This window comes from Sphingopyxis sp. J-6, assembly GCF_046603995.1.
In the GTDB taxonomy this organism is placed as follows: Bacteria; Pseudomonadota; Alphaproteobacteria; order Sphingomonadales; family Sphingomonadaceae; genus Sphingopyxis.
Genome location: NZ_CP145810.1, coordinates 3,578,330 through 3,601,106 on the forward strand (window position 1 = coordinate 3,578,330; position 22,777 = coordinate 3,601,106).

19 protein-coding genes are annotated in these 22,777 nt (G+C 66.4%); 13 read left to right on the forward strand and 6 right to left on the reverse strand.

The window, feature by feature from the left end:
* Window positions 1–3: 3 nt before the first annotated feature.
* Window positions 4–1,605, reverse strand: a complete 1,602-nt coding sequence (locus tag V6U71_RS17090; RefSeq protein WP_411339560.1) for a phosphoenolpyruvate carboxykinase — start codon at window positions 1,603–1,605, stop codon at window positions 4–6.
* 266 nt (window positions 1,606–1,871) lie between these two features.
* On the opposite strand from V6U71_RS17090, the gene V6U71_RS17095 reads away from it, so the two are divergent.
* From V6U71_RS17095 to V6U71_RS17130, 8 genes are read left to right on the forward strand one after another with little or no spacing between them, the layout of a single operon-like run.
* Window positions 1,872–2,582, forward strand: a complete 711-nt coding sequence (locus V6U71_RS17095; protein ID WP_054589059.1) for a response regulator transcription factor — start codon at window positions 1,872–1,874, stop codon at window positions 2,580–2,582.
* The gene (locus tag V6U71_RS17100; protein ID WP_411339561.1) at window positions 2,572–4,158 is read left to right on the forward strand and encodes a sensor histidine kinase; all 1,587 of its coding nucleotides are present in this window, start codon (window positions 2,572–2,574) and stop codon (window positions 4,156–4,158) included. Before V6U71_RS17095 ends, V6U71_RS17100 begins: the two co-directional genes overlap by 11 nt.
* Before the next feature lie 53 nt (window positions 4,159–4,211).
* Window positions 4,212–4,655 carry an HPr kinase/phosphorylase gene (locus V6U71_RS17105; protein WP_411339562.1) on the forward strand — a complete coding sequence of 148 codons (444 nt, stop codon included), beginning with the start codon at window positions 4,212–4,214 and terminating at the stop codon, window positions 4,653–4,655.
* Window positions 4,652–5,593: an RNase adapter RapZ gene (gene rapZ / locus V6U71_RS17110; protein ID WP_411339563.1), complete on the forward strand. Its 942-nt coding sequence runs from the start codon at window positions 4,652–4,654 to the stop codon at window positions 5,591–5,593. Before V6U71_RS17105 ends, rapZ begins: the two co-directional genes overlap by 4 nt.
* 38 nt (window positions 5,594–5,631) lie before the next feature.
* Entirely contained in the window at window positions 5,632–6,033 is a 402-nt protein-coding gene (locus V6U71_RS17115) for a PTS sugar transporter subunit IIA (protein ID WP_054590355.1), read from the forward strand.
* Entirely contained in the window at window positions 6,033–6,311 is a 279-nt protein-coding gene (locus V6U71_RS17120; RefSeq protein WP_054589063.1) for an HPr family phosphocarrier protein, read from the forward strand. The genes V6U71_RS17115 and V6U71_RS17120 overlap by 1 nt, the downstream gene beginning before the upstream one ends.
* Before the next feature lie 4 nt (window positions 6,312–6,315).
* Window positions 6,316–7,137 (forward strand): TrmH family RNA methyltransferase, encoded by an 822-nt coding sequence (locus V6U71_RS17125; protein ID WP_411339564.1) that lies wholly within the window; start codon window positions 6,316–6,318, stop codon window positions 7,135–7,137.
* Between the two features lie 52 nt (window positions 7,138–7,189).
* Window positions 7,190–7,900, forward strand: a complete 711-nt coding sequence (locus V6U71_RS17130) for an META domain-containing protein (RefSeq protein WP_411339565.1) — start codon at window positions 7,190–7,192, stop codon at window positions 7,898–7,900.
* Here the strand turns inward: V6U71_RS17130 and V6U71_RS17135 are convergent.
* The 3 genes from V6U71_RS17135 to V6U71_RS17145 are packed head-to-tail and all read right to left on the reverse strand — an operon-like array spanning window position 7,897 to window position 10,311.
* Window positions 7,897–9,240, reverse strand: a complete 1,344-nt coding sequence (locus V6U71_RS17135; RefSeq protein ID WP_411339566.1) for a DNA recombination protein RmuC — start codon at window positions 9,238–9,240, stop codon at window positions 7,897–7,899. The two genes, V6U71_RS17130 and V6U71_RS17135, sit on opposite strands and share 4 nt — an antisense overlap.
* Before the next feature lie 44 nt (window positions 9,241–9,284).
* Entirely contained in the window at window positions 9,285–9,767 is a 483-nt protein-coding gene (locus V6U71_RS17140) for a vgr related protein (protein WP_411339567.1), read from the reverse strand.
* A gap of 7 nt (window positions 9,768–9,774) precedes the next feature.
* Complete coding sequence (locus tag V6U71_RS17145) at window positions 9,775–10,311, reverse strand: copper chaperone PCu(A)C (protein WP_411339568.1); 537 nt, start codon at window positions 10,309–10,311, stop codon at window positions 9,775–9,777.
* 156 nt (window positions 10,312–10,467) lie between these two features.
* Between V6U71_RS17145 and dnaK the strand changes: the two genes are divergently transcribed.
* The gene (gene dnaK, locus V6U71_RS17150; protein WP_411339569.1) at window positions 10,468–12,375 is read left to right on the forward strand and encodes a molecular chaperone DnaK; all 1,908 of its coding nucleotides are present in this window, start codon (window positions 10,468–10,470) and stop codon (window positions 12,373–12,375) included.
* Between the two features lie 56 nt (window positions 12,376–12,431).
* Window positions 12,432–13,562 (forward strand): molecular chaperone DnaJ, encoded by a 1,131-nt coding sequence (dnaJ, locus tag V6U71_RS17155; RefSeq protein ID WP_411339570.1) that lies wholly within the window; start codon window positions 12,432–12,434, stop codon window positions 13,560–13,562.
* 21 nt (window positions 13,563–13,583) lie between these two features.
* Here the strand turns inward: dnaJ and V6U71_RS17160 are convergent, their stop codons facing one another.
* Entirely contained in the window at window positions 13,584–14,696 is a 1,113-nt protein-coding gene (locus V6U71_RS17160; RefSeq protein ID WP_411339571.1) for a hypothetical protein, read from the reverse strand.
* 111 nt (window positions 14,697–14,807) lie between these two features.
* The gene (locus V6U71_RS17165) at window positions 14,808–17,129 is read right to left on the reverse strand and encodes a patatin-like protein (protein WP_411339572.1); all 2,322 of its coding nucleotides are present in this window, start codon (window positions 17,127–17,129) and stop codon (window positions 14,808–14,810) included.
* Between the two features lie 136 nt (window positions 17,130–17,265).
* Between V6U71_RS17165 and V6U71_RS17170 the strand changes: the two genes are divergently transcribed.
* From V6U71_RS17170 to V6U71_RS17180, 3 genes are read left to right on the forward strand one after another with little or no spacing between them, the layout of a single operon-like run.
* Window positions 17,266–19,416: a TonB-dependent receptor gene (locus tag V6U71_RS17170; RefSeq protein ID WP_411339573.1), complete on the forward strand. Its 2,151-nt coding sequence runs from the start codon at window positions 17,266–17,268 to the stop codon at window positions 19,414–19,416.
* A 2-nt stretch (window positions 19,417–19,418) separates the two neighbouring features.
* Complete coding sequence (locus V6U71_RS17175) at window positions 19,419–20,504, forward strand: PepSY-associated TM helix domain-containing protein (protein WP_411342371.1); 1,086 nt, start codon at window positions 19,419–19,421, stop codon at window positions 20,502–20,504.
* A 49-nt stretch (window positions 20,505–20,553) separates the two neighbouring features.
* Window positions 20,554–22,722 (forward strand): primosomal protein N', encoded by a 2,169-nt coding sequence (locus tag V6U71_RS17180; protein ID WP_411339574.1) that lies wholly within the window; start codon window positions 20,554–20,556, stop codon window positions 22,720–22,722.
* Window positions 22,723–22,777: the final 55 nt, after the last annotated feature.

A 22,777-nucleotide genomic window follows, 5' to 3' on the forward strand; every position in this document is an offset into this window, starting at 1 on the left:
CAATTATGCTGCAACAGCCGCTTGCGGGGCCGCTTGGCGGACACCTTCGTCGACATGCTCGGCAAATTGCTCGAAATTGTCGATAAACTGGCCGACGAGCGTTTGCGCCGTGCGGTCATAGGCCGCCTTGTCGGCCCATGCTTCGCGCGGATCGAGCAGCGCCGAATCGACGCCCGGCACCGCGACGGGAACCATGAAGCCGAAGTTCGGGTCCTTGCGGAATTCGGCATCGTTGAGGCTGCCGTCGAGCGCCGCGTTGAGCAGCGCGCGAGTCGCCTTGATCGGCATGCGCTTGATGCCGTCCATCGTCGCCATGCCGCCGGTCCAGCCGGTGTTGACGAGCCAGCACTGGACGCCGCCCTTGGCAATGCGTTCCTTGAGCAGGTTGCCGTAAACCGACGGGTGGCGCGGCATGAAGGGCGCGCCGAAGCAGGTCGAGAAGGTCGCCTCGGGCTCGGTCACGCCGATTTCGGTGCCGGCGACGCGCGCGGTGTAGCCCGAGAGGAAGTGATACATCGCCTGGTCGGGCGTGAGCTTCGCGATCGGGGGCAGCACGCCATAGGCATCGGCAGTGAGCATGATGATGTTCTGCGGCACCGGACCCATATTCTTTTCCGAGGTGTTCGGAATGAAATCGATGGGATAGCTGCCGCGGCTGTTTTCGGCGAGGGTCGCGTCGTCGAAGTCGAGCTCGCGCGTTTCGGCGTCCATCACGACGTTTTCGAGCACCGTGCCGAAGCGCTTGGTCGTCGCGAAAATCTCGGGCTCTGCCTCGGGCGAGAGGCGGATCATCTTGGCGTAGCAGCCGCCCTCGAAATTGAAGACCGCGGTGTCCGACCAGCCATGTTCGTCGTCGCCGATCAGGGTGCGCGACGCGTCGGCCGACAAGGTCGTCTTGCCGGTTCCGGAGAGGCCGAAGAAGACCGCCGTGTCGCCCTTGGCGCCGATGTTAGCCGAGCAGTGCATCGGCATCACGCCCTTCACGGGGAGCAGATAGTTGAGGATGCCGAACACCGACTTCTTCATCTCGCCAGCGTACTGCGTGCCGCCGATCAGGATCAGCTTCTCGGTGAAGTTGACCGCGATCACCGTCTCGGTGCGCGAGCCATGCTTCGCCGGGTCGGCGCGGAAGCTGGGCAGATCGATGATCGTATATTCTGCCGCGAACGCCGCCAGCTCCGCGTCGGTCGGACGGCAGAGCAAGGTGCGGATGAACTGGCTGTGCCAGGCAAATTCGGTGATGACCTGCACCCCGACGCGATGCTCGGGCTGCGAGCCGCCGAAGAGCTGCTGACGATAGAGGCGCGGGCGTGTCGCGAGGTGCGCGAAGAAATCGGCCTTCAAGGCCGCGAAATGATCGGGGGTCATCGGGACGTTGGTCTTGCCCCACCAGATGGTGTCGCGCGTCTCGTCGTCCTGGACGATGAACTTGTCCTTGGCGCTGCGGCCGGTGTGCTTGCCGGTCGCGACGACGAGCGGGCCGTCCTTGGCGAGTCGGCCTTCGCCGTTGCGGACCGCGTCTTCGACGAGCTGGGCCGTGCCCCAGTTTTCGGCGACATCCGCCTGCGTCTCGACGGCCTGATCGCCGATCACCACCTTGGTCATTTGTTTCGCCTTTCCTCTGTCCCGCGCGCACCTTTGCATAGGTATGCAGCCGATGCCAAGCCGCAGGGTCTGGGCCCGCATCGCAATGGGTGCCGACGTGACGCCGATTCCGTAAATCCCGGCCGCGTTAGCGATGATGGGGGTCGAGGTCAAAAGATTTAGGGGTGAATCGGGATCGTCCGTTGGCGGCAACGGCCCGCTCCGCTGCCCGGTTGTCGCTGGGCGGCGGATCGGCTAATTGCTGCGGTCCGCCCAATGGAAAGAGCATGACGGCAACCATCGCGCTGGTCGACGACGACCGCAACATCCTGCAATCCCTGTCGATCGCGCTGCAGGCCGAAGGCTTTGTCACGCGCGTCTATTCGGACGGCGAGGCGGCGCTGAAGCCGCTGATCGACAATCCGCCCGACCTGGCCGTCTTCGACGTCAAGATGCCGCGGATGGACGGGCTCGAACTGCTGCGCCGGCTGCGCGAGAAGAGCCAGCTTCCGGTCATCTTCCTGACCAGCAAGGATGACGAGATCGACGAGGCGCTGGGGCTGGCGATGGGCGCCGACGACTATATCGCCAAACCCTTTTCGCAGCGGCTGGTCATCGCGCGCATCCGGGCGATCCTGCGCCGCGTCGAACTCAATCGCGCACCGCCGAGCGAGGACGACGAGCCCGTCGCCGAGCCGATCACCCGCGGCCGGCTGCAGATGGATCCGGCACGCCACAAGGTGCTGTGGGACGGCAAGGACGTGACCCTGACGGTCACCGAATTCCTGATCCTCGAAACGCTCGCCTCGCGCCCCGGCATCGTGCGTAGCCGCAACCAGTTGATGGACGCCGCCTATCAGGACGACGTCTATATCGACGACCGCACCATCGACAGTCACATCAAGCGGCTGCGCCGCAAGTTCCGCGAGGTCGACCCCGATTTCGACGCCATCGCGACGCTTTACGGGGCGGGATACCGCTTTTCCGATGACAGCTAAAGTATCCGCCGTCGAGCAAGAGGAAGCGCCGCTCGTCTGGTCGGCGCGCTGGTCGCTGACCGCGCGCATCCTCGCGGTCAACATCCTCGCCGTCGCGCTGCTCGCAGGCGGTTTCTATTATCTCGACACCTATCGCTCGCGGCTCGTCGACACGCGGATCGGGGTGATGGAAGAAAAGCTCGAAATGCTCGACGCGGCGCTCGAGGCGGCGCGCGCCGACCAGCGCGAGCGGCTGATCGGCGAATTCACCCGCGCCACCGAATCGCGGCTGCGCTTTTATGCCCCCGACGGGCGGCTCATCGCCGACAGTTTCCGCACCGCGCCGCCGACCTACACGCTGCGCGACCCCGACCTCCAGCCGTGGAAGCGCGATGCGGCGCGCGCGATGGACCGCGGCATCGACTGGATCGTCGGCGCGCCCTCCTATCCCGAATTCGAGGAGCCGAAGATCGACCGCGCGTCGGCATGGCCCGAAGTCATCGAAGCCCAGCATAGCGGGCTGGCAACGAGCCGCTTCCGCTATGCGCCCGAACGCACGCCGTTGCTGAGCTCGGCGCGGATCGTCGACCTCGAAACGCCGCAGACGATGCTGATGACGCTGAACGCGCGCGACATCACGCGGACGGTGCGCGCCGAACGCTTCCGCCTCGCGGTCGTCGTCGCGGTGGTGCTGCTCACATCGGTGCTGTTGTCGCTGTTCCTTGCCCGCACGATCGTCCGCCCCCTGCGCAAGCTCGCGCGCGCCGCCGTGCGCGTCCGGCTCGGCCGCGCGCGCGAAGTCGTCGTGCCGCGGCTGCCGAGCCGCCGCGACGAAATCGGCACGCTGGCGCGCGCACTTTCGGACATGACGCAAGCCTTGCGCGAGCGCATCGACGCGGGCGAGCATTTCGCCGCCGACGTGACGCACGAACTCAAGAACCCGATCGCCTCGGTGCGCTCGGCGATCGAGGGGCTCGGGCGGGTCCGCACCGACGAGCAGCGCGCGCAACTGCTTAGCATCGCCGACGAGGATGTGCGGCGGCTCGACCGGCTGGTGAACGACATCAGCGAGGCAAGCCGCGTCGACGCGCAATTGTCGCGCACCCTGTTCGAGCCCGTCGATGTCGGCATCATGATCGAATCGATGCTCGCCGGGCGTGCCGCGCGCGCTGGCGGGGACGCGCCGCGCATCGCCTTTGCCCGCCCGCGCAAGGACACCGCGACGGTGATGGGCGATGGCCACCGGCTCGAACGCGCGATCGACAATCTGATCGACAATGCGATCAGCTTTTCGCCGCCCGGCGGGCTGGTCTGCATCGCCGCGACCCGGCTGGGCGACGAGGTCCATGTGCGCGTCGACGACGACGGTCCGGGGATCGAACCCGCGCAGCGCGAGGCGATCTTTCGCCGTTTCCACAGCGAACGCCCCGACGGCGAGGCGTTCGGCCGCCACAGCGGCCTCGGCCTTGCGATCGCACGCACGATCATCGAAGGCCATGGCGGTACGGTAGCGGCACGCGACCGCGACGACGGCAAGCAGGGCGCCAGCCTGCTGATTACCCTGCCCGCGCGCGAGGGCCATGCCGAAACGGGATAGGCGCAGGCGCCATCCGCCTTGCGGCCACGGGCGCACCCCGGTAAGCCAGCGCCATGCTTTCCGGCCGGACCAGCCCCCCGATATCGAATATCCATGCGAGCTGCGTCGTGGCGGGCGAGCGCGGCGTCCTGCTGCTCGGCGCATCGGGTCAGGGCAAGTCCGATCTGGCGCTGCGCCTGATCGACCGCGGGGCGCGGCTGGTCGCCGACGACCGCTGCGACATCTGGTTCGAACGGGGCCGGCTGTGGTGCCAGCCGCCCGAAAATCTGGCCGGCAAGCTGGAAGTTCGCGGCGTCGGCATCGTCGAACAGCCGTGGACCGGCCCGGTGCCGCTGGCGCTCGCGGTGCGGCTGGTCGAACGCTACGAGCGCATGCCGCCGTCGGGCCAGGTCGAAATCGTCGCGGGGCACGCGCTGCCCTCGCTGCTCCTGTCGGCGTTCGAAACCTCGGCCCCGATCAAGATCCTGCTCGCGCTCGACGCGTTGGTGGCGGGATGAGCCGGGCCGCCGAACCGCGGTTGCTGCTCGTCACCGGCCTGTCGGGAGCGGGCAAGTCGACGGTGCTGAAGGTGCTCGAGGACCTTGGCTGGGAGGTCGTCGATAATCTGCCGCTCTCGCTGCTCGAAGCCCTGATCGCCGCCCCCGCGAAGGGTAGCAATGCGAGCCGCCCGCTCGCGGTCGGCATCGACAGCCGCAGCCGGGGATTCAAGCCGAGCCGGCTGGTCAAGCAGATCAAGTCGCTGCGCGAGGCCGGCGGGCGCGACGTCCAGACCTTGTTCATCGACTGTGCCGGCGCCGAGCTGGAGCGGCGTTTTTCCGAAACCCGCCGCCGCCATCCGCTCGCCGAAGATCGCCCGGCCGCCGACGGCATCGCGCGCGAGCGCGAGATGATGGAATCGCTCCGCCGCTGGGCGGAGCATGTCATCGACACGACCAATTACAGCAGCAACGATTTGCAGCAGGAGGTGCGCCAGCGCTTCGGCGATACCGGTCAGGACGAACCGGTGCTCAATATCATGAGCTTCGGCTTCGCGCGCGGGTTGCCGCGCAATGCCGACCTGGTGTTCGACATGCGGTATCTGCGCAATCCGCATTGGGATGCCAAGCTGCGTCCGGGGACCGGGCTCGATGCCGACGTGTCCGCCTATATCGCCGCCGATCCGGCCTATGAGGCGACCGTCACGCAGATCGAGGCGCTGCTCATCGCGCTGCTGCCGCGCTATCGCGCCGAGGGCAAATCCTATGTCACCGTCGCCTTCGGGTGCACCGGCGGGCGCCACCGCTCGGTGCATGTCGCCGAACGTGTGGCCAAAAGGCTACGCGCGGCGGGCCATGCGCTGACGGTCATCCACCGCAATCTTGACTCCGCCCCGCAAGATGGGCTTGAGGGCAGGCCCCCGTCAGCGCCTTCCGCGCCCGGCGGCGGAAAAGCATGAGGGTCGTGTCGTAGATGGGTACCGATAAAGCCTTGCCGCTGCTGGGAATGGTCCTCGTGACCCACGGCCGACTCGCCGAGGAAATGGTCACCGCGATGGAACATGTCGTCGGTCCCCAGCGCGCGATCGCGACGGTGTGCATCGGCCCCAACGACAATATGGAAATGCGGCGCAAGGAAATCGCCGACGCGATCCGCACCGTCGACGAAGGCCGCGGCGTGATCATGCTGACCGACCTGTTCGGAGGCACGCCCTCGAACCTTGCGATCAGCCTGCTCGAAAGCGGACGGACCGAGGTGATCGCCGGCGTCAACCTGCCGATGCTGATCCGCCTCGAAAGCGCGCGCAAGACGATGGAATTGCGCGCGGCGGTGATCGCGGCGAAGGAAGCGGGCCAGAAATATATCTCGGTCGCGTCGGAAATGCTGGGGGTGGGATGATGGCGGAAGTCTCCGAGACGGTCGAAATCACCAACCAGCGCGGCCTGCACGCGCGCGCGAGCGCCAAGTTCGTGACGTTCGTCAGCCGCCTGCCCGAAACCGTGTCGGTCGAGGTCGAAAAGGGCGGATCGCGCGTCAACGGCACGTCGATCATGGGGCTGATGATGCTCGGCGCCGCGAAGGGCGATTCGATCACCATCCATACGAAGGGCGACGGCGCCGACGCCGCGCTGCTCAAGCTTGTCGGGCTGGTCAAGGACAGCTTCGGCGAGGATTGACGGGATGACCAGCGCCGGCCGCCGGTCCCGCATCGAAAGCCTGTCGAACCCGCTGGTCAAGCGGATGCGGTTGCTGCGCGAGAAACGCCATCGCCGCGCCGAGGGATTGTTCCTTGCCGAAGGGCTGCGCATCGCGACCGAAGCGCGCGAGGCCGGGGTGCTGCCGCAATGGCTGTTTCTTGCCGACGACGGCGCCGCGCATCCGCTTGCCAGGGCGCTCGTTGAGGCAACGCTCGCGACGGGCGGCGAGGTGATCGACACCACCCCCGCGATCCTCTCGAAACTGTCGGGCAAGGACAATGCGCAGACGATTGTCGGCATCTATGCCGAGCCGCAGACGGTGCTGACCGACCTCGACCGCGACGCCGCGCCGATCTGGCTGGTCGCCGAGCGGATGCGCGATCCCGGCAACCTCGGCACGATGCTGCGCACCGGCGACGCGGTCGGTGCCGGCGGGCTCATCCTGCTCGGCGAAAGCACCGATCCCTATTCGGTCGAAGCGGTGCGCGCGAGCATGGGGGCGATCTTTACCCAGCGCCTCGTGCCGGCGGGATGGGACGAATTCCTCGGCTGGTTGCGGAGCGGACGCGGCGAGCTGGTCGCGACCTGGCTCGGCGACGATACGAAGGATTATCAGGCGGTGCGCTACACGGCGCCGACCTTCATCCTGATCGGCAATGAATCGCAGGGGATGCCGGCCGACTATGCCGCCGCCGCCGACATACGCGTCAAGATGCCGATGATGGGCAAGGCCGACAGCCTGAACGCCGCGGTCGCGGCGGCGGTGATGGCCTATGAGGTGCTGAACCAGCAGCGGAACCGATAGCGCGCCGCGCCGTTCATCCAGCGATCAGTCCTCCCGGCTTAAGAGACGTCATATGACAAGGATCACCCTGCCCGCTCTCGTTTCGCTCTTCGCGCTGTCGGCGTGCGTCCCCGCCGCGGAACCGCCGCAATCGCCCGGCGGTAGCGCGGGCTCCTATATGGCGCTCGGCACCGAGCCCGGCTGGACGCTCGAGATCACGCCCGGCCTGCTCAATTACGACGGCGATTATGGCGACACCAAGATCGTCATCGCCAACCCCGGCGCGCGGCCGAGCTTCAATGGCGAGCGCTATGTCACCCCGCGGCTGACCGTCGACATCACCCATGGCGAATGCAGCGACGGGATGAGCGACCGCCGCTATCGCGACACGGTGACGGTAACCGCCGACGGCCAGACAGTGAAGGGCTGCGGCGGCGGCATATTGCCCCCGGCCGAGCTTGCCGGAACGAGCTGGACCTTCGTATCGATCGGCGGCGTCAAGGTGGCGCCCGACCGGCCGACCTCGCTGCAGTTCGAGGGCGAGCGGCTGAGCGGTAGCGCGGGCTGCAACCGCTTTTCGGGAAGCTACAGCCACGCCGACCGGACACTGACTGCGGGGCCGCTGATGGCGACCGAAATGGCGTGTCCCGGCGCGGGCATGACGCAGGAAAATGCCTTCTTCGCGCTGATGCGCGGGCCGGTGAGCACGAGCTTTCCGACCGACGGGACGCTGATCCTGGCCGGGGCCGACGGCAAGACGGCGGTGCTGAAACGGGCGATCTAGTCGTTCGCGCCGTTGGCGCCCGACAATTTGGCCAGCGGACGCGCGGCCTGTTCGGCGACGGGCAGCGCCGGAATTTCGCGGTCGCCCGTCTCGATGTCGAGCGCCTCGAAGCGTTTCGCCTGCGTCAGGACCTGCGATTCGAAGCTGCCGACGAACGCGTTATACGCCCCCGTCGCCTGATCGAGATTCTTGCCGACGCGCGCGATGTGCGAGCCCATCACCGACATGCGCGCGTAAAGCTCCTTGCCGAGCGCCGCGATCTCGCGCGCCTGCCCGGCGAGCTTTTCCTGCCGCCACACCGCCGCGACGGTACGCGCGATCGCGATAAGGTTGGTCGGGGTCGCGAGCAGCACCTTGCGCTCGAAGGCATAATCCCAGAGCTCGTGATCCTGATCGAGCGCGGCGGCGAGGAAATGCTCGCCGGGGACGAACATCACGACGAAATCGGGGGTGTCGTCGAACTGGTTCCAGTAGGATTTGGCGCCGAGCGTGTTCACATGCGCCTTCATCGCCGCGGCGTGGGCGGCGAGATGCACCGCCTTCTCGCCCTCGTCGACCGCACCGAAGGCGTCCTGATAAGCGTTGAGCGAAACCTTCGCGTCGATGACGAGGCTCTGTCCGCCCGGCACCTTGACGACGACGTCGGGGCGGAGCCGCCCACCGTCGCCGCCGTCGACGCTGACCTCGGTCTGGAAATCGGCATGCTCCGAAAGCCCGCAGCTTTCGAGGACGTTACGAAGCTGCTGTTCGCCCCAGCGTCCGCGCGCTTTCGGCGCGTTGCGGAGCGCGTTGACCAGCTTCGCCGCTTCGCTCGACACGCGCTCGGTCCCCTCGCGCATCGCCGCGATCTGCCCGTGCAGCAGGCCGAAAGCGTCGCGCCGCTCGGCCTCGACCTTCGCCACCGCCGCTTCATATTTTTCGAGCCGGTCATGGACCGGATGGAGCAGCGCCTTCAGATTCTGCCCGGCGGTCGCCTCGCTCTCCCTGAAGCGCGCTTCGGCGCGTTCGAGAAACGCCTTTTGCGCCCCGTCGAGCATCGCCTGCCCGACTTCGCGAAACTGCGCCGTCAGCGCCGCCTGCGCATCCCTGAGCTGGGCGATCTGCGCGTCATGCGCCGCGTCGCGCGCGCGCTGTTCGGCGAGCAGCGCCGCAAGCTGGCGATCCGCCGCCTGCCGTGCCTCGCTTTCGGTGGCAAGATCGGCGACCGCCGCCTTGAAACGCTCCGAGAAGCTATCGCGTTCGGCCTTCAGCCCGCCCGCCTGCCGCCCGGCGAACAGCCAGCCGATCAGGGCGCCGATAGCGAGGGCGACGAAGGCGATAGCGAGTGACAATCCATCCATGGCGGGAACATATATCGAACACCGCCCCTATGGCTAGTCGCTAATTACGCCGACGGGGCGAACGGCAGGATCGCGCGATAGGCCTCGACCCCCGGCGCGCCGCCGATCGTCACCCCCTGCGTCAGCAGCCAGTAATGCCGCACGATCTCCGCCTGCTGTTCGAGGCCGTAGCGATGCAGCGGCCAGCCGGGCTTGAGGCTGTAGTCATAGGTCGCGAAGGGGTGGCGCATCAGGACGAGGTACCAGCGTCCGCGCGTCTGTGCCTGCCACACATGCGTCATTTCGTGGATGAACAGCCCCTTGCCGCGCATGGCGCCGTCGGCGGGGCAGGAAAAATCGTCGCAATAGCTGTCGCCGCGCGGATGGAAATGGAGATGCCCCATCGGCGCCATGACGATGCGGCGCGGCTGGAAGAAAATCCATTTGCGATGCCGCACCCGCACTTCGCCATAGCGGATCGCATCGCCGAAGACGCTGCGCGCCAGCGCGATCTCCCCCTCGGTCAGCGGGCGCCCTTCGCGCTCCATAAGCGGCCTATTTCTTCGCCGCGTCCGCTGGGGGCGTGTGATCCATCGCGCCATGGTCCATCGCACCCTCGCCGCCCATCGCGGTCGACGCCTGCTTGATCGGCAGGTCGAACAGGATGCGTTCATTGTTGTTGTTGGTGAAGACGAACTGCATCGGCAGCTTGCCCGCGCGCACCGCCGCGCCGTTGATGTTCCAGATCATCAGATGCTTGCCGCCCTGCTTGAACACCAGCTCGCCCTTTGCCGGCACGTCGGCACGGACGAGCGGCTTCATCGTCACGACGCCGTTTTCACGCACGCTTTCATGCATTTCGACGCGCTGCGCGAGGTCGGCGGTTACCGCGACGAGTTGCGCGTCGCGCGGGCCGCCGGTGACGCGGAAATAGCCGACCGCGGGCCGGTCGGGGGTCGCACCCATCTCGATATAGCCGCTGACCACATTGAGCTGCGGCCCGGCGCCGAGATTTTCCTTGCACGCCGTCAGCGACAGCGCGGCGGCGGCAACGGCGGCCAGAGTGAACGAGCGGCGTGCGAAGGACTTCATGATGGCTGGGACTCCCGAAATGCGGCAATTTTCCTGTTCCAGATAAGCCGTCAAAGCCCTTGTGCCAAGGATTAGCGCACCTATATCGCCCCCATTGAAAACCATGGACGGCGTGCCTTTTCAGGGCGCCGGAGAAGCAACAAGGACGGAATATCAATGGCCAAAGTGATCGGGATCGACCTCGGCACCACCAATAGCTGTGTGGCGGTGATGGAAGGCGGCAAGCCCAAGGTTATCGAAAATGTCGAAGGCACGCGCACCACGCCTTCGATCGTCGCCTTCGCCAAGGACGGCGAGCGGCTGATCGGCCAGCCGGCGAAGCGCCAGGCGGTCACCAATCCCGAAAACACCATCTTTGCGGTGAAGCGCCTGATCGGCCGCCGCTTCGACGATCCGATGACCAAGAAGGACATGGAACTCGTCCCCTATACCATCGCCAAGGGCACCAACGGCGACGCGTGGGTCAAGGCGGGCGGCGAGGATTATTCGCCGTCGCAGATCAGCGCCTATATCCTCCAGAAGATGAAGGAAACCGCCGAAGCCTATCTGGGCGAAAAGGTCGAGCAGGCGGTGATCACCGTTCCCGCTTACTTCAACGACGCCCAGCGTCAGGCGACCAAGGACGCCGGCAAGATCGCCGGCCTCGAAGTGCTGCGCATCATCAACGAGCCGACCGCGGCGGCGCTCGCCTATGGCCTCGACAAGACCGAGAACAAGACGATCGCGGTCTATGACCTTGGCGGCGGCACCTTCGACATCTCGATCCTCGAAGTCGGCGACGGCGTGTTCGAGGTGAAGTCGACCAACGGCGACACCTTCCTCGGTGGTGAAGATTTCGACAGCAAGATCGTCGAATTCCTCGCTGACACCTTCAAGAAGGACGAAGGCATCGACCTGCGCGGCGACAAGCTCGCGCTCCAGCGCCTGAAGGAAGCCGCCGAAAAGGCGAAGATCGAACTGTCGTCGGCCGCGACGACCGAGGTCAACCTGCCCTTCATCACCGCCGACGCCAACGGGCCGAAGCACCTCGTCAAGACAATCACGCGTTCGGACCTCGAAAAGCTGGTCGAAGACCTCGTCAAGCGCACGCTCGAGCCGTGCAAGAAGGCGATCAAGGACGCCGGCATTTCGGCCAGCGAGATCGACGAAGTCGTGCTGGTCGGCGGCATGACGCGCATGCCGCGCGTCCGCGAAGTCGTGAAGGATTTCTTCGGGAAGGAACCGCACACCGGCGTGAACCCCGACGAAGTCGTCGCGATCGGCGCCGCGATCCAGGCGGGCGTGCTGCAGGGCGACGTCAAGGACGTGCTGCTGCTCGACGTGACGCCGCTCTCCCTCGGCATCGAGACGCTGGGCGGCGTGTTTACGCGCATGATCGACCGCAACACGACGATCCCGACCAAGAAGTCGCAGGTCTATTCGACCGCCGACGACAATCAGTCGGCAGTGACGATCCGCGTCTTCCAGGGCGAACGCGAAATGGCCGCCGACAACAAGATGCTCGGCCAGTTCGACCTCGTCGGCATCCCGCCGGCGCCGCGCGGCGTGCCGCAGATCGAGGTGACCTTCGACATCGACGCCAACGGCATCGTGTCGGTCCACGCCAAGGACAAGGGCACCGGCAAGGAACAGCAGATCAAGATCCAGGCCTCGGGCGGCCTCAGCGACGCGGACATCGACCAGATGGTCAAGGACGCCGAGCAGTTCGCCGAAGAGGACAAGAAGCGCCGTGAGGCGGCCGAGGCGAAGAACAATGCCGAAAGCCTGATCCACTCGACCGAAAGCCAGCTCCGCGAGCATGGCGACAAGGTCGACGAGACGCTGAAGGGCGAGATCGAAGCGGCGGTTGCCGAAGCCAAGACCGCGGTCGAAGGCGGCGATCCGGCGGCGATGACCGAAAAGAGCCAGGCGCTCGCGCAGGTCGCGATGAAGCTCGGCCAGGCGATTTACGAGAAGGAACAGCAGGCCGCAGCATCCCCCAGCGCCGACGATGCCGGCGCAGCCAAGGCCGACGAAGATGTCGTCGATGCCGAATTCTCGGAAGTCGAAGACGACAAGAAGTAAGAAACTCTCCCCGCCGCGCGCAACGCGGGCGGCGGGGTTGAGGGGGCATTGAATTTATGTCGCTCGACGTCGATTATTACGAACTGCTCGAAGTCGAGCGCACCGCCGACGATGCGACGCTGAAGGCCAGCTATCGCAAGCTCGCGATGAAATATCACCCCGACAAGAATCCGGGGTGCGGCGACAGCGAAGCGCGCTTCAAGGCAATCAGCGAAGCCTATGACTGCCTGAAAGACCCGCAGAAGCGCGCCGCCTATGACCGCTTCGGCAAGGCGGGCCTCAATGGCGGCGGCGGCTTCGGTGGCGGCGGCAACGCCGATTTCGGCGATATCGGCGATATTTTCGAATCGATCTTCGGATCGGCCTTCGGCGGCGGCGGCCGGCAACAGCGCGGGCCCGCACGCGGCGCCGACCTTCGTTACGACATGGAAATCAAGCTCGAAGACGCGCACGCCGGCTGCACCCGCGAGATTCAGGTCGATGTCGCCGCGCGCTGCGAAACCTGCGACGGCAGCGGCGCCAAGCCCGGCACCGCGACCAACCGCTGTTCGACCTGCGCCGGTCATGGCAAGGTACGCGCGCAGCAGGGTTTCTTCATGGTCGAGCGCACCTGCCCGACCTGTCAGGGTGCGGGCGAGGTCATCGCCGACCCGTGCAATACATGCCATGGCGAAGGGCGTGTCGACCGGCGCAAGACGCTGACCGTCACCATTCCCGCCGGGGTCGACGAAGGCACGCGCATCCGCCTGTCGGGCGAGGGCGAAAGCGGTGCGCGCGGCGCGGCGCCGGGCGACCTTTATATCTTCCTGCACATGGCCCGGCACAAATTGTTCGAGCGCGAGGGTACAACCTTGTTCACCCGCGCCCCGATCAGCTTCACCACCGCGGCGCTCGGCGGGTCGATCAGCATCCCCGGCCTCGACGGCAAGAAGCACGACATCAGCATCCCGGCGGGTATCCAGTCGGGCAAGCAACTCCGCCAGCGCGGCGCCGGCATGCCGGTTCTCAACGGCCGCGGCCACGGCGACCTGGTGATCCAGATCGATGTCGAGACGCCGACGAAGCTGAATGCCAAGCAGAAAGAACTGCTCCAGGCGTTCCGCGAAACCGAGACCGGCGACGAATGCCCCGCGAGTCAGGGCTTTTTCGGCCGCATCAAGGAAATGTGGGACGATTTGACCGATTGATCCGGCGCGACGGGTCCGTCGTTATCGCAGCCCCAGCGAGTCCAGCTTCGGTTTCGGGTTCCAGCGCAGCCTGTCGCACAGGGCGGCGCGGCGCGAACGCGCGGCCGCGAGTTCGCTATTGCTATTGTCGGCGGTTCCGATCGGCAAGCGAACGCAGGACGTGCGGGCGAGCTGCATCAACGCCATGAATGTCTTCCCGCTGACGTCGATGCGAATATCGTCCCCGGCGATTTCCCCCGGATGGGGGCCGAACAGATTGTCGGCCGAAACGCCAAGGCACGCCACCGCCTGCTTTACCGTCCAGCGGGTTTCGTCATATTCGTCATAATCGGGCGCCACGGCGGACTTGCTGCTGCAGCGATCGAGGTTGGCGACCAACGCCTCCTGTCCGCTTCGATATGTGCCCGAAGCGGTATGCAGTCCCTTGATCCCGACGAACACCACCTTGAGCCCGTTCCAGGCGCTGCCCAGAAAATTGCCCTTCTGGATGTCTTCGGCGAATTTGCGAACATGGTCGCGCGGCAGGGTCGCGAAGAGCAGGCGCATCATCCGCGCTTCGATCAACGGCACATCGGCTTCGAAATTGACGAAGTAACCATTGCAGGGCGGCACTGCCGGTTCCGGAGCAGCTGCCGCTGCAATCGCCGGAGGGGTTCCGCTCGCAAGCATGGCACGGACCGATGTTTCCGCGGCTGTCGCCACCTGTGCCGAACGCCCGGCGTCCTGTGCGGCCCGTTCGGCGTCGGCGACTGCCGTATCGAGCCGCGCAATCTGTCCGGGCAAAGGACGAGCAGGCTGTTTCACGTCGCCGACCCGGCAAGCTACGCCTCCGTCGGACGGGTAGATATTCGCCGCGGCATAATTGATCTCGTCGGCTGCGGCCGCCAGATAGTCGGCGATGGCGTCGGCTTCCTTTGCATCGGTCACCGTTTCGCCCCCCATCCGCGCCGCCATCGCGAGGATGATGGTGAAGCGAAGCAATTGAACCTGCTTCGATTCGCTGGCGTCGAACGTCCGCTCGTCGAGAAGATGGCCGGGATAACCGCCCGGGTGGCGCAAATCGCGCGTGATCGCCCCGCAGCCGGAGAGGCAAAGCGCCGCCGCCATCGCCGCAACCATACCGGTCTTTCGCATCAGCCTTCCCCCAAAAGCCACAGCAGATTCGCCCGATATCATGGCTAATCCCGCAGCCGGGAAAGGAAAGCCCATTATTCTTCCATATTGATCGCCATGTCGGCGCTTTCGTTACCGTTCCGGGCCGATCTCGCCGCGCAACTCGTCGATCAGTGCCTTCACCTTCGGCAACCGCTCTTCCTCCTCATCGAGGATGGCGTGAAAGGCGCGTCGCTTGATCGCGGCCAGTTCGTCGGCTTTCAGCGCGTCTTCGCCGGTTGCGCTGCTCGATACGATATCAATGAGCCGGTCGGCGCCGTGGAGGCGTCCCCAGAGGTAGTCGTTCTCGCGGTACGCACGGCTGAAGAAAGCGCCGAAGCTGTTGAATTCGATGCCCTTGAGCATCACCGAGGCGCCGCCGCTGCGGATCGCGGTCGCATCCGACGGCGAGATGCGGTCGATCTTGATCGGGTCGAACTCGTCGAATCCCTCGCCCTGCAGCAAGGGCAGCGTCGCGATGTCGTAGAAGGGATAGCCCAGATAGGCGAGCAGCAGCACGCGCCGGTCGTCCTTCGGCAGCGCGGTCAGTGCCGCAGCGATCAGGACGTCGGCTTCGCCATCGACGGCCGTGAGGTCGCGCCGCGCCGCGATGGCATCGATCCACTGCCCCGGTGCAGCGTCGGCAGGCACGTCGAGCTCCGCAATCCAGCTATCGCCCTCGCGCTCGAGATAGAGGCCGAGCGCGGTGAAAATCGCACCGCGCATATCCTCGCACGCGGTGTCGCGCCCTTCGCGGCGGCTCTCGATCACCGCGTCGAGTTCGCGCGCCATGAAGCGCAAGCGGCGGATGCGAAAGCCGAGGTCGTGGGTGCGGAAGAAGGCGATCGCGTCGCCGCTCGCGCCCGCCCCTTTCCGGCCCGAAATTCGGTCGAGCCCGCGCGCGCGGACCTCGTCCCACAGTGCCTGCCGCCGGTTGCTGCGGTGGACGGCACCCTCGGGCGGCGACAGCCGGTCGACCATGCCGACGAGTTCTTCGACCACCGCCGATAATTTGAGGTGGCCATAGGGCGCATAGGCGAAACCGGCGCGTGCCGCCGCCTGCTCCTGCGCCTTGGCGCGCCATTTCTCGAGCCGCGCCGGGGTCGGCGTGTCGAGGAAGAAGGTGGTGCCGAACAGCGCCGCCACCTGTTCCTCGACCTCGACCTTCATCGCGTCGACGATATGCTGCATGCGGCGGATGCGTCGCGACATGCCTTCGATCGCCTCGACATTCTCGCGGATCGGCTGTTCGCGCGGGATTTCCGAAAGCGCGCCGAGAATCGTCGGCAGGAAACCGGGCAGGCGCGCCTCCTCGCCCGCCGCGACCTCGCCCGGTTTGCCGAAGCTGATCGAGCGATAATCAGGCTTGGGATCGATATAGACGAAGCGCCGGTCGACCTCGCGCCGTGCCGGGCGCTGCTTCAGCGCGGCAATGGCGGGGCGGAAGGGCGCGTTGGCGAGCACGGACCCGTCGATCAGCACCCGGTCGGCGGGATCGTTTTCGCCGCCCGACGGAAGCTGGGTGCGCACGAAGGCATCGCGCCCGGACCAGTCTATGCCACGCTTTTCGAGCACCGCGTCGAGTTCGCGCAAGGTGAAGGGCGGGAAGGCACCCGGGAAACTCGCGGTCGCGCGCGCCGCTGCGGCGAGGCCCGGCACGTCGCCGAGGTCTTTCCCCGCGCGCCCATCCTGCCGGAAATGCAGGATCAACCGGTGCTCCTGCTCGGTCACCCGCGGCGGGCTGTTGAGTGCGAGCGGCATGCTGTGCCCGGCAAAATCGGTGACCGAGACGAACAGGTCGACGGGCTGCCCCACCGGCACCAGTGCCGGCCCCTTGGGCCCGGCATCCATCGCGTCGAAGGCGTCAAGCAACAGGTTCGAAAAGGTCTCGCCGCCGAACGGCGGTTCGAACCAGCGCGCGCGGACGAAGCGCGAGAGCTTGGCGCGCACCTCGTCCTGCGCGCCCTCGCCCACCGTGCGGTCGATGACGTTGCCGCGCCGCTTCATCGCCCAGCCGGCGATCGGCACCGCCCAGAATTTGGTTGCCGCCGACAGCGGCCGGGCATCGGGGTCGAGCAGGCTGTCGACATCGGCGCCGCCCAGCCACAATTCGGTGAGCGGGTCGAGCGACTGGCCCGTCGCCAGCGCCCGGGCGAGAAAAATACCGTTGATCCCACCCGCGCTCGCCCCCGCGACGATGTCGGCGAGCACGCGCAGCCGGACGCTGCTGCGCGCCGCGATGGCGGCGAGCAAATCGCGATAGACCGCGCCCGAACCAGCCGGCTCGCCGCCGTCGTGCCACGCGCGCGACGCGGCGGCGAGGCGCCATATTTCCTTGGTGATACCGTGCATATAGACGGCGAGGCTGATGCCGCCGTAGCAAATCAGGGCAAACCGCAGTTCCTTTTCGCGCATGCGCCGGCTGATAGCGCGGTTTCGCGACTGTGGCGAATTTTCCACATCTCCGCAGGAAGCGACCGAATCCCGCCCGCGAACGGGGTTTCTTCTTGCATATGCGAATTGGTCGCATTAGCCGCGCCGCGAACAGGAGATGAGAATGAATCGCAAAATTGTCCTCGCGGCGCTCGCCTGCACGGCGCTTTCCTCCCCCGCTTTTGCGCAAGACAATGCGCCCGTCGCCGATGGCGACGAGGGCGAAGGCACGATCATCGTCACCGCCGCACGCACGACCCTGCCGCCGAACGCCCTGCCGCTGACGATCGATGTCATTTCCCAGGACACCCTCGATCAACAGGTCGCGATCTCCGGCTCGGTCATCGACGCGGTAGCGAACCTGACCCCCAGCTTCTCGCCGACGCGCCAGAAACTCTCGGGCGCGGGCGAAACGCTGCGCGGCCGCTCGCCCCTCTATGCGATCAACGGCATTCCGCAATCGACCCCGATCCGCGACGGATCGCGCGACGGCTATACGATCGACCCCTTTTTCCTCGATCGCGTCGAGCTGATCTATGGATCGAACGCCCTGCAGGGGATCGGCGCGACCGGCGGCGTCGTCAATCAGGTGGTGATCAAGGCGCCGCGCGAAGACGGCCTCTCCGGCCGCGCGCTGGTGCAGGGATCGACAGGCAATTTTGAGGACAACAGCTTCGGCGGCAAGCTCGGCGGGCTACTCGCGTACCGGCAAGGCGCGTTCGATGTAACCGGCGGCGTCGCCTATGAAACGCGCGGCCTTTATTATGACGGCGCGGGCCGCCGCGTCGGCATCGACAATACGCAGGGCGATGTGCAGGACAGCAAGAGCCTGAGCTTCTTCGCACGGCTGGGCTATGACCTGTCGTCGACCGCCCGCATCGAACTGTTCGCCACGCGCTTCAACCTCGAAGGCAATGGCGACTGGATACAGGTCGCGGGCGACCGGGCGACGGGCCTTCCCACCAGCTCGAGGCGTGAGAAAATTCAGGGCGAAGCCGCCTCGAACCGCGTCGAAACGGTCAACCTGACGCTGACCGATACCGACCTTGGCGGCGGCAATCTGGTATTTCAGGCCTTTTTCAACCGGTCGCGCGATATTTTCGGCGGCGATGTCAGCGCAACCTTCCAGGATGCCAGCATCGCCCCCATCGGCACCTTGTTCGACCAGTCGGCGAACCGTTCGCGCAAGCTGGGCGCGCGCATCAGCTACGAACGCCAGCTTTTCGACGCCCTCAACGTCACGCTCGGCTTCGACTCGATGTGGGACAAGACCCAGCAGGGCTTGCTCGCGACCGGACGTTATTGGGTCCCGCCAACCACCTTCCGCACGCTCGCGCCCTTCGGCCAGGCCAATCTGAAGCTGTTCGACGGTGCCCTACGCCTGGCCGGCGGCGCACGCTGGGAAAATGGCCAGCTCAAGGTCGATGATTATGTGACGCTGGCCTCCTATAATTCGGCCCGTGTCAGCGGCGGCACCCGCAATTTCGACGATCTGCTGATCAATGGCGGCGTGATTGTCGAACCTGCGCAGGGTATCCGCGCCTATGCCAGCTATGCCGAAGGCTATTCGATTGCCGACGTCGGCCGCATCCTGCGCGCGGTCAACGGCGCGACCCAGCCGAATTTCCGCATCGAGGATGTCAACGTCACCCCCGTGATTTCGAACAACCGCGAGGTCGGGATCGAAATCAAGCGCGGGCCGCTCGATGCCAGCGCGTCCTATTTCTGGTCGACGTCGAAAGACGGCGGCCTGTTGGTCCTCAACAGCGCCGGCGTCTACGACGTTCAGCGCCAGCGCATCGAAATCCAGGGTTTCGAGATCAATCTTGCGGTCCAGCTTCCGGTCGACGGGCTGAAGCTCGGCACCGGCTATGCCCATCTGTCCGGCCGCACCGACAGCAACAAGGACGACAAGGTCGATATCGATCTGGACGGCGCGAATATTTCGCCCGACCGCGTCAATGTCTGGGCCAGCTATGAAAAGGGGCCGGTGTCCGCGCGCATACAGGCGGGCCTTTATCTCGACCGTAAATTCGATGGCGCGGCGGCGAACACCGTTTTTTCGGGCTACACGCTGACCGATGCCGTGCTGCGCTACGAACTGCCGCGGCTGGGCGGGATCACGCTTGCGGCCTCGAACCTGTTCGACGTCGACTATGTCACCTATAACAGCCAGACCATTCGCTCGACCGTCGCGGCGACCGACAATGCCCGCTTTTTCACCGGGCGCGGACGGACCTTCACGCTCGGGTGGGATTACCGGTTCTGATGATGAAACTGCTCGACACGCTGCACCGCTGGACCGGTGGCCTGATCGGTCTCGTGCTCGGCCTGCTCGGCCTGTCGGGCACGATTTTGCTCTACGAGCATCTGTGGATCGGAGTGCCGGGCGCGGGTGACGCGTTGCGCGGCGACCTTCCGACCATCACCGCAGCGACCGAGCGGCTCATGGCGATGCCGGGCACGCAAGGCATCATCTATGCCGACGAACGCTTCGGGCTGCATCAAACCCGCTTCGGCGAAGGCGCGGGCGCCTATGCCGACCAATCGGGCGAGGTCGTGACGCGCTGGGCGAGCCAGTGGGAGCGGCCCGAGCTGTGGATTTTCGACTTCCACCATCATCTCTTCGCCGGCGACAGCGGCGAGTGGGTGATCGGGATCGCGGGATTGTGCGGCCTGTTCTTCGTGATCAGCGGCGCAATCCTGTGGTGGCGGACGCGGCGGACCTTCCAGCTCCGTCTATGGCCCAAGCGGATGAGCCGTCCGTCGATCGTGTGGCACCACCGCGACCTCGGCATCGTCGCCGCGCCGCTGCTGCTGATCTCGATCGTCACCGGAACGATGATGATCTTTCGCCCCTTCGCGATGGTGATGGTCGCGCCCTTCGGCTCGCCGGCGGCCGCGGCGAAGGCGCTCGACCCGCCGAAATACAAGGGCGGTCCGCTTGCGGCAAAGCCCGATTATGCGGCAATGCTGGCCGAGGGGCGACGACGCTTTCCCGACGCCGAGTTCCGTATCCTGAGCCTGCCGCGCAAGCCCGGCGACCCGATCAGCCTGCGCATGAAACAGCCCGCCGAATGGCTGCCCAACGGCCGCACGACGATCGCGTTCGACGCCGCGACCGGCGACGTGCTCGCCGCGCGCGATGCGCTCGCCCTCCCGGGCGGGGCGCAGGCGTTCAACATGGCCTTTCCGATCCACGCGTCGAAGGTCGGCGGCTGGACCTGGCGCATCCTGCTGACGATCTCGGGCCTCGCGATGACGATGCTCGGCAGCTTCGCGGTGTGGACCTTCTGGTTCAAGCGGCCAAAACCCGCGAAACGACCGGCGAAGAAGGCGGCGCTAGCGACAGGCTGACGCGCAGCGCTTTCCTATTTTGCGGGTAGCCCTATATCCTGCCCGATCCATGACCCGCGCCCGCGTCCTCCTTTTGACCGCCGCCCTCGGCCCGCTCGATTACCGGGTGCCTTACGGCACCGAAGCGCCGCTCGGCAGCGTCGTCGTCGTGCCGCTCGGGCCGCGGCGGATGGGCGGCGTCGTGTGGGAGGACGAAAGTTTCGGCGCGCCCGAGCCGGTCGGCGACAATCGCCTGCGCAACCTGTTCGAGGTCGTGCCGGTGCCGCCGGTCCCCGCCCCGCTGCGCAAGCTCGTCGAATGGACGAGCGACTATTATCTCGCACCGCCGGGATCGGTGCTGCGCATGGTGCTGCCGGGTGCGGCCTTTGCCGACGCCCGGCGTCCGATCGTCGAATATCGCGCCACCGGCGAACTGCCGGCGCGGATGACACCGCAACGCACCGTCGCGCTCGAGAAGATCGGCGCGCGGCAGGGGATCGTGCGCGAACTCGCCGCGATGGCCGAGGTCAGCGAAGCGGTGATCCGCGGGCTCGTCCAGACGGGCGCGCTCGAAGCGGTGAGCGTATCGGCCGACCAGCCCTATCCCGAACCCGATCCGGCCTTTGCGCCGCCCGATCTGTCGGACGAGCAAACCGCCGCCGCGCATCAGCTTCGCGAGGCGGTCGATGCCGCGAAGTTCGAGACGTTGCTGCTCGACGGCGTCACCGGGTCGGGCAAGACCGAAGTCTATATGGAGGCGATCGCCGCGGCGATCGACGCAGGCAAGCAGGCGCTCGTCCTGCTTCCCGAAATCGCGCTGACCGAACCGATGCTGACGCGCTTCGCCGCGCGCTTCGGCTGCGAACCGGTCGCCTGGCATTCGGGCCTCCGCTCGACCGAACGCCGCCGCGCCTGGCACAGCATCGCGGCGGGCGAGGCGAAGATCGTCGTCGGCGCGCGCTCGGCCTTGTTCCTGCCCTATGGCAATCTCGGCGTCATCGTCGTCGACGAGGCGCATGAGACGAGCTTCAAGCAGGAGGACGGCGTCCATTATCATGCGCGCGACGTCGCGGTGATGCGCGGGCATTTCGAGGGGCTGCCGGTGGTGCTCGCGAGCGCGACCCCGGCGCTCGAAAGCCTCGCGCAGGTCGAGGCGGGGCGCTATCGTCATATCGTCCTGCCCGCGCGCTTCGGCGGCGCGGCGATGCCCGATCTCGCGGCGATCGATATGCGGCAGGACCCGCCCGACCGCGGGAGCTGGCTCGCCCCGCCGCTCGTCGAGGCGCTCGCCCACCGGCTCGAAAAGGGCGAGCAAAGCCTGCTGTTCCTCAACCGCCGCGGCTTTGCGCCGCTGACGCTGTGCCGCACCTGCGGCCACCGCATCCAGTGCCCCAATTGCACCGCATGGATGGTCGAGCACCGGCTCGTCCACCGCCTCGCCTGCCATCATTGCGGCCATGTCATGCCGCCGCCGCGGCTCTGCCCCGAATGCGAGGACGAAGACAGCCTCGTCGCCTGCGGGCCGGGGGTCGAGCGCGTTGCCGACGAGGTCGCGCTGCGCTTTCCCGAAGCGCGCGTCGCGATCGTCACGTCGGACACCTTATGGTCGCCCGCGAAAGCTGCGGAATTCGTCGATAATGTCGAAGGCGGCCTCATCGACATCATCATCGGCACCCAGCTCGTCACCAAGGGCTATCATTTCCCCAACCTCACGCTCGTCGGCGTGGTCGATGCCGATCTCGGGCTCGACGGCGGCGACCTGCGCGCCTCGGAGCGCACCTTTCAGCAGATCGCGCAGGTCGCGGGGCGCGCCGGGCGCGGGGTGAAGCCGGGCGCGGTGCTGATCCAGACGCGCGTTCCCGAGGCGCCGGTGATGGCGGCGCTCGTCGCCAACGATCGCGACGGTTTCTATACCGCCGAAGCGGCGGCGCGCAAATTCGCCGGCGCGCCGCCCTATGGCCGCTTCGCCGCGCTGGTCATTTCGTCGGAGGATATCGAGGTCGCGCGCGGGCAGGCGCAGCGGCTGGGCCAGAAAGCACCGGTTGCCGAAGGCCTCGCCGTCTACGGGCCCGCGCCCGCACCACTCGCGATGCTGCGCGGCCGCCACCGCTTCCGCCTGCTCCTCCACGCGCCGCGCAGCTTCGACCTGCAGGGTACGATCCGCGAGTGGGTGAACAGCGTCGACTGGCCGTCGAAAGCGCGGCTCGCGATCGATATCGACCCCTATAGCTTCGTCTGACGGCCTTGCGACGAAGCGATCTGGATTCGCCCGATTTTCCTGTTAATCATCGACG

What these genes read in the sequence shown, in the direction of transcription:
- V6U71_RS17095 (WP_054589059.1), top strand. Translation starts at nt 1,872, where the DNA reads ATGACGGCAACCATCGCGCTGGTCGACGACGACCGCAACATCCTGCAA.
- V6U71_RS17105 (WP_411339562.1), top strand. Translation starts at nt 4,212, where the DNA reads ATGCTTTCCGGCCGGACCAGCCCCCCGATATCGAATATCCATGCGAGC.
- V6U71_RS17100 (WP_411339561.1), top strand. Translation starts at nt 2,572, where the DNA reads ATGACAGCTAAAGTATCCGCCGTCGAGCAAGAGGAAGCGCCGCTCGTC.
- V6U71_RS17170 (WP_411339573.1), top strand. Translation starts at nt 17,266, where the DNA reads ATGAGAATGAATCGCAAAATTGTCCTCGCGGCGCTCGCCTGCACGGCG.
- dnaJ (WP_411339570.1), top strand. Translation starts at nt 12,432, where the DNA reads ATGTCGCTCGACGTCGATTATTACGAACTGCTCGAAGTCGAGCGCACC.
- V6U71_RS17090 (WP_411339560.1), bottom strand. Translation starts at nt 1,605, where the DNA reads ATGACCAAGGTGGTGATCGGCGATCAGGCCGTCGAGACGCAGGCGGAT.
- V6U71_RS17180 (WP_411339574.1), top strand. Translation starts at nt 20,554, where the DNA reads ATGACCCGCGCCCGCGTCCTCCTTTTGACCGCCGCCCTCGGCCCGCTC.
- V6U71_RS17135 (WP_411339566.1), bottom strand. Translation starts at nt 9,240, where the DNA reads ATGGATGGATTGTCACTCGCTATCGCCTTCGTCGCCCTCGCTATCGGC.
- V6U71_RS17120 (WP_054589063.1), top strand. Translation starts at nt 6,033, where the DNA reads ATGGCGGAAGTCTCCGAGACGGTCGAAATCACCAACCAGCGCGGCCTG.
- V6U71_RS17165 (WP_411339572.1), bottom strand. Translation starts at nt 17,129, where the DNA reads ATGCGCGAAAAGGAACTGCGGTTTGCCCTGATTTGCTACGGCGGCATC.
- V6U71_RS17125 (WP_411339564.1), top strand. Translation starts at nt 6,316, where the DNA reads ATGACCAGCGCCGGCCGCCGGTCCCGCATCGAAAGCCTGTCGAACCCG.
- V6U71_RS17160 (WP_411339571.1), bottom strand. Translation starts at nt 14,696, where the DNA reads ATGCGAAAGACCGGTATGGTTGCGGCGATGGCGGCGGCGCTTTGCCTC.
- V6U71_RS17145 (WP_411339568.1), bottom strand. Translation starts at nt 10,311, where the DNA reads ATGAAGTCCTTCGCACGCCGCTCGTTCACTCTGGCCGCCGTTGCCGCC.
- rapZ (WP_411339563.1), top strand. Translation starts at nt 4,652, where the DNA reads ATGAGCCGGGCCGCCGAACCGCGGTTGCTGCTCGTCACCGGCCTGTCG.
- V6U71_RS17140 (WP_411339567.1), bottom strand. Translation starts at nt 9,767, where the DNA reads ATGGAGCGCGAAGGGCGCCCGCTGACCGAGGGGGAGATCGCGCTGGCG.
- V6U71_RS17175 (WP_411342371.1), top strand. Translation starts at nt 19,419, where the DNA reads ATGAAACTGCTCGACACGCTGCACCGCTGGACCGGTGGCCTGATCGGT.
- dnaK (WP_411339569.1), top strand. Translation starts at nt 10,468, where the DNA reads ATGGCCAAAGTGATCGGGATCGACCTCGGCACCACCAATAGCTGTGTG.
- V6U71_RS17130 (WP_411339565.1), top strand. Translation starts at nt 7,190, where the DNA reads ATGACAAGGATCACCCTGCCCGCTCTCGTTTCGCTCTTCGCGCTGTCG.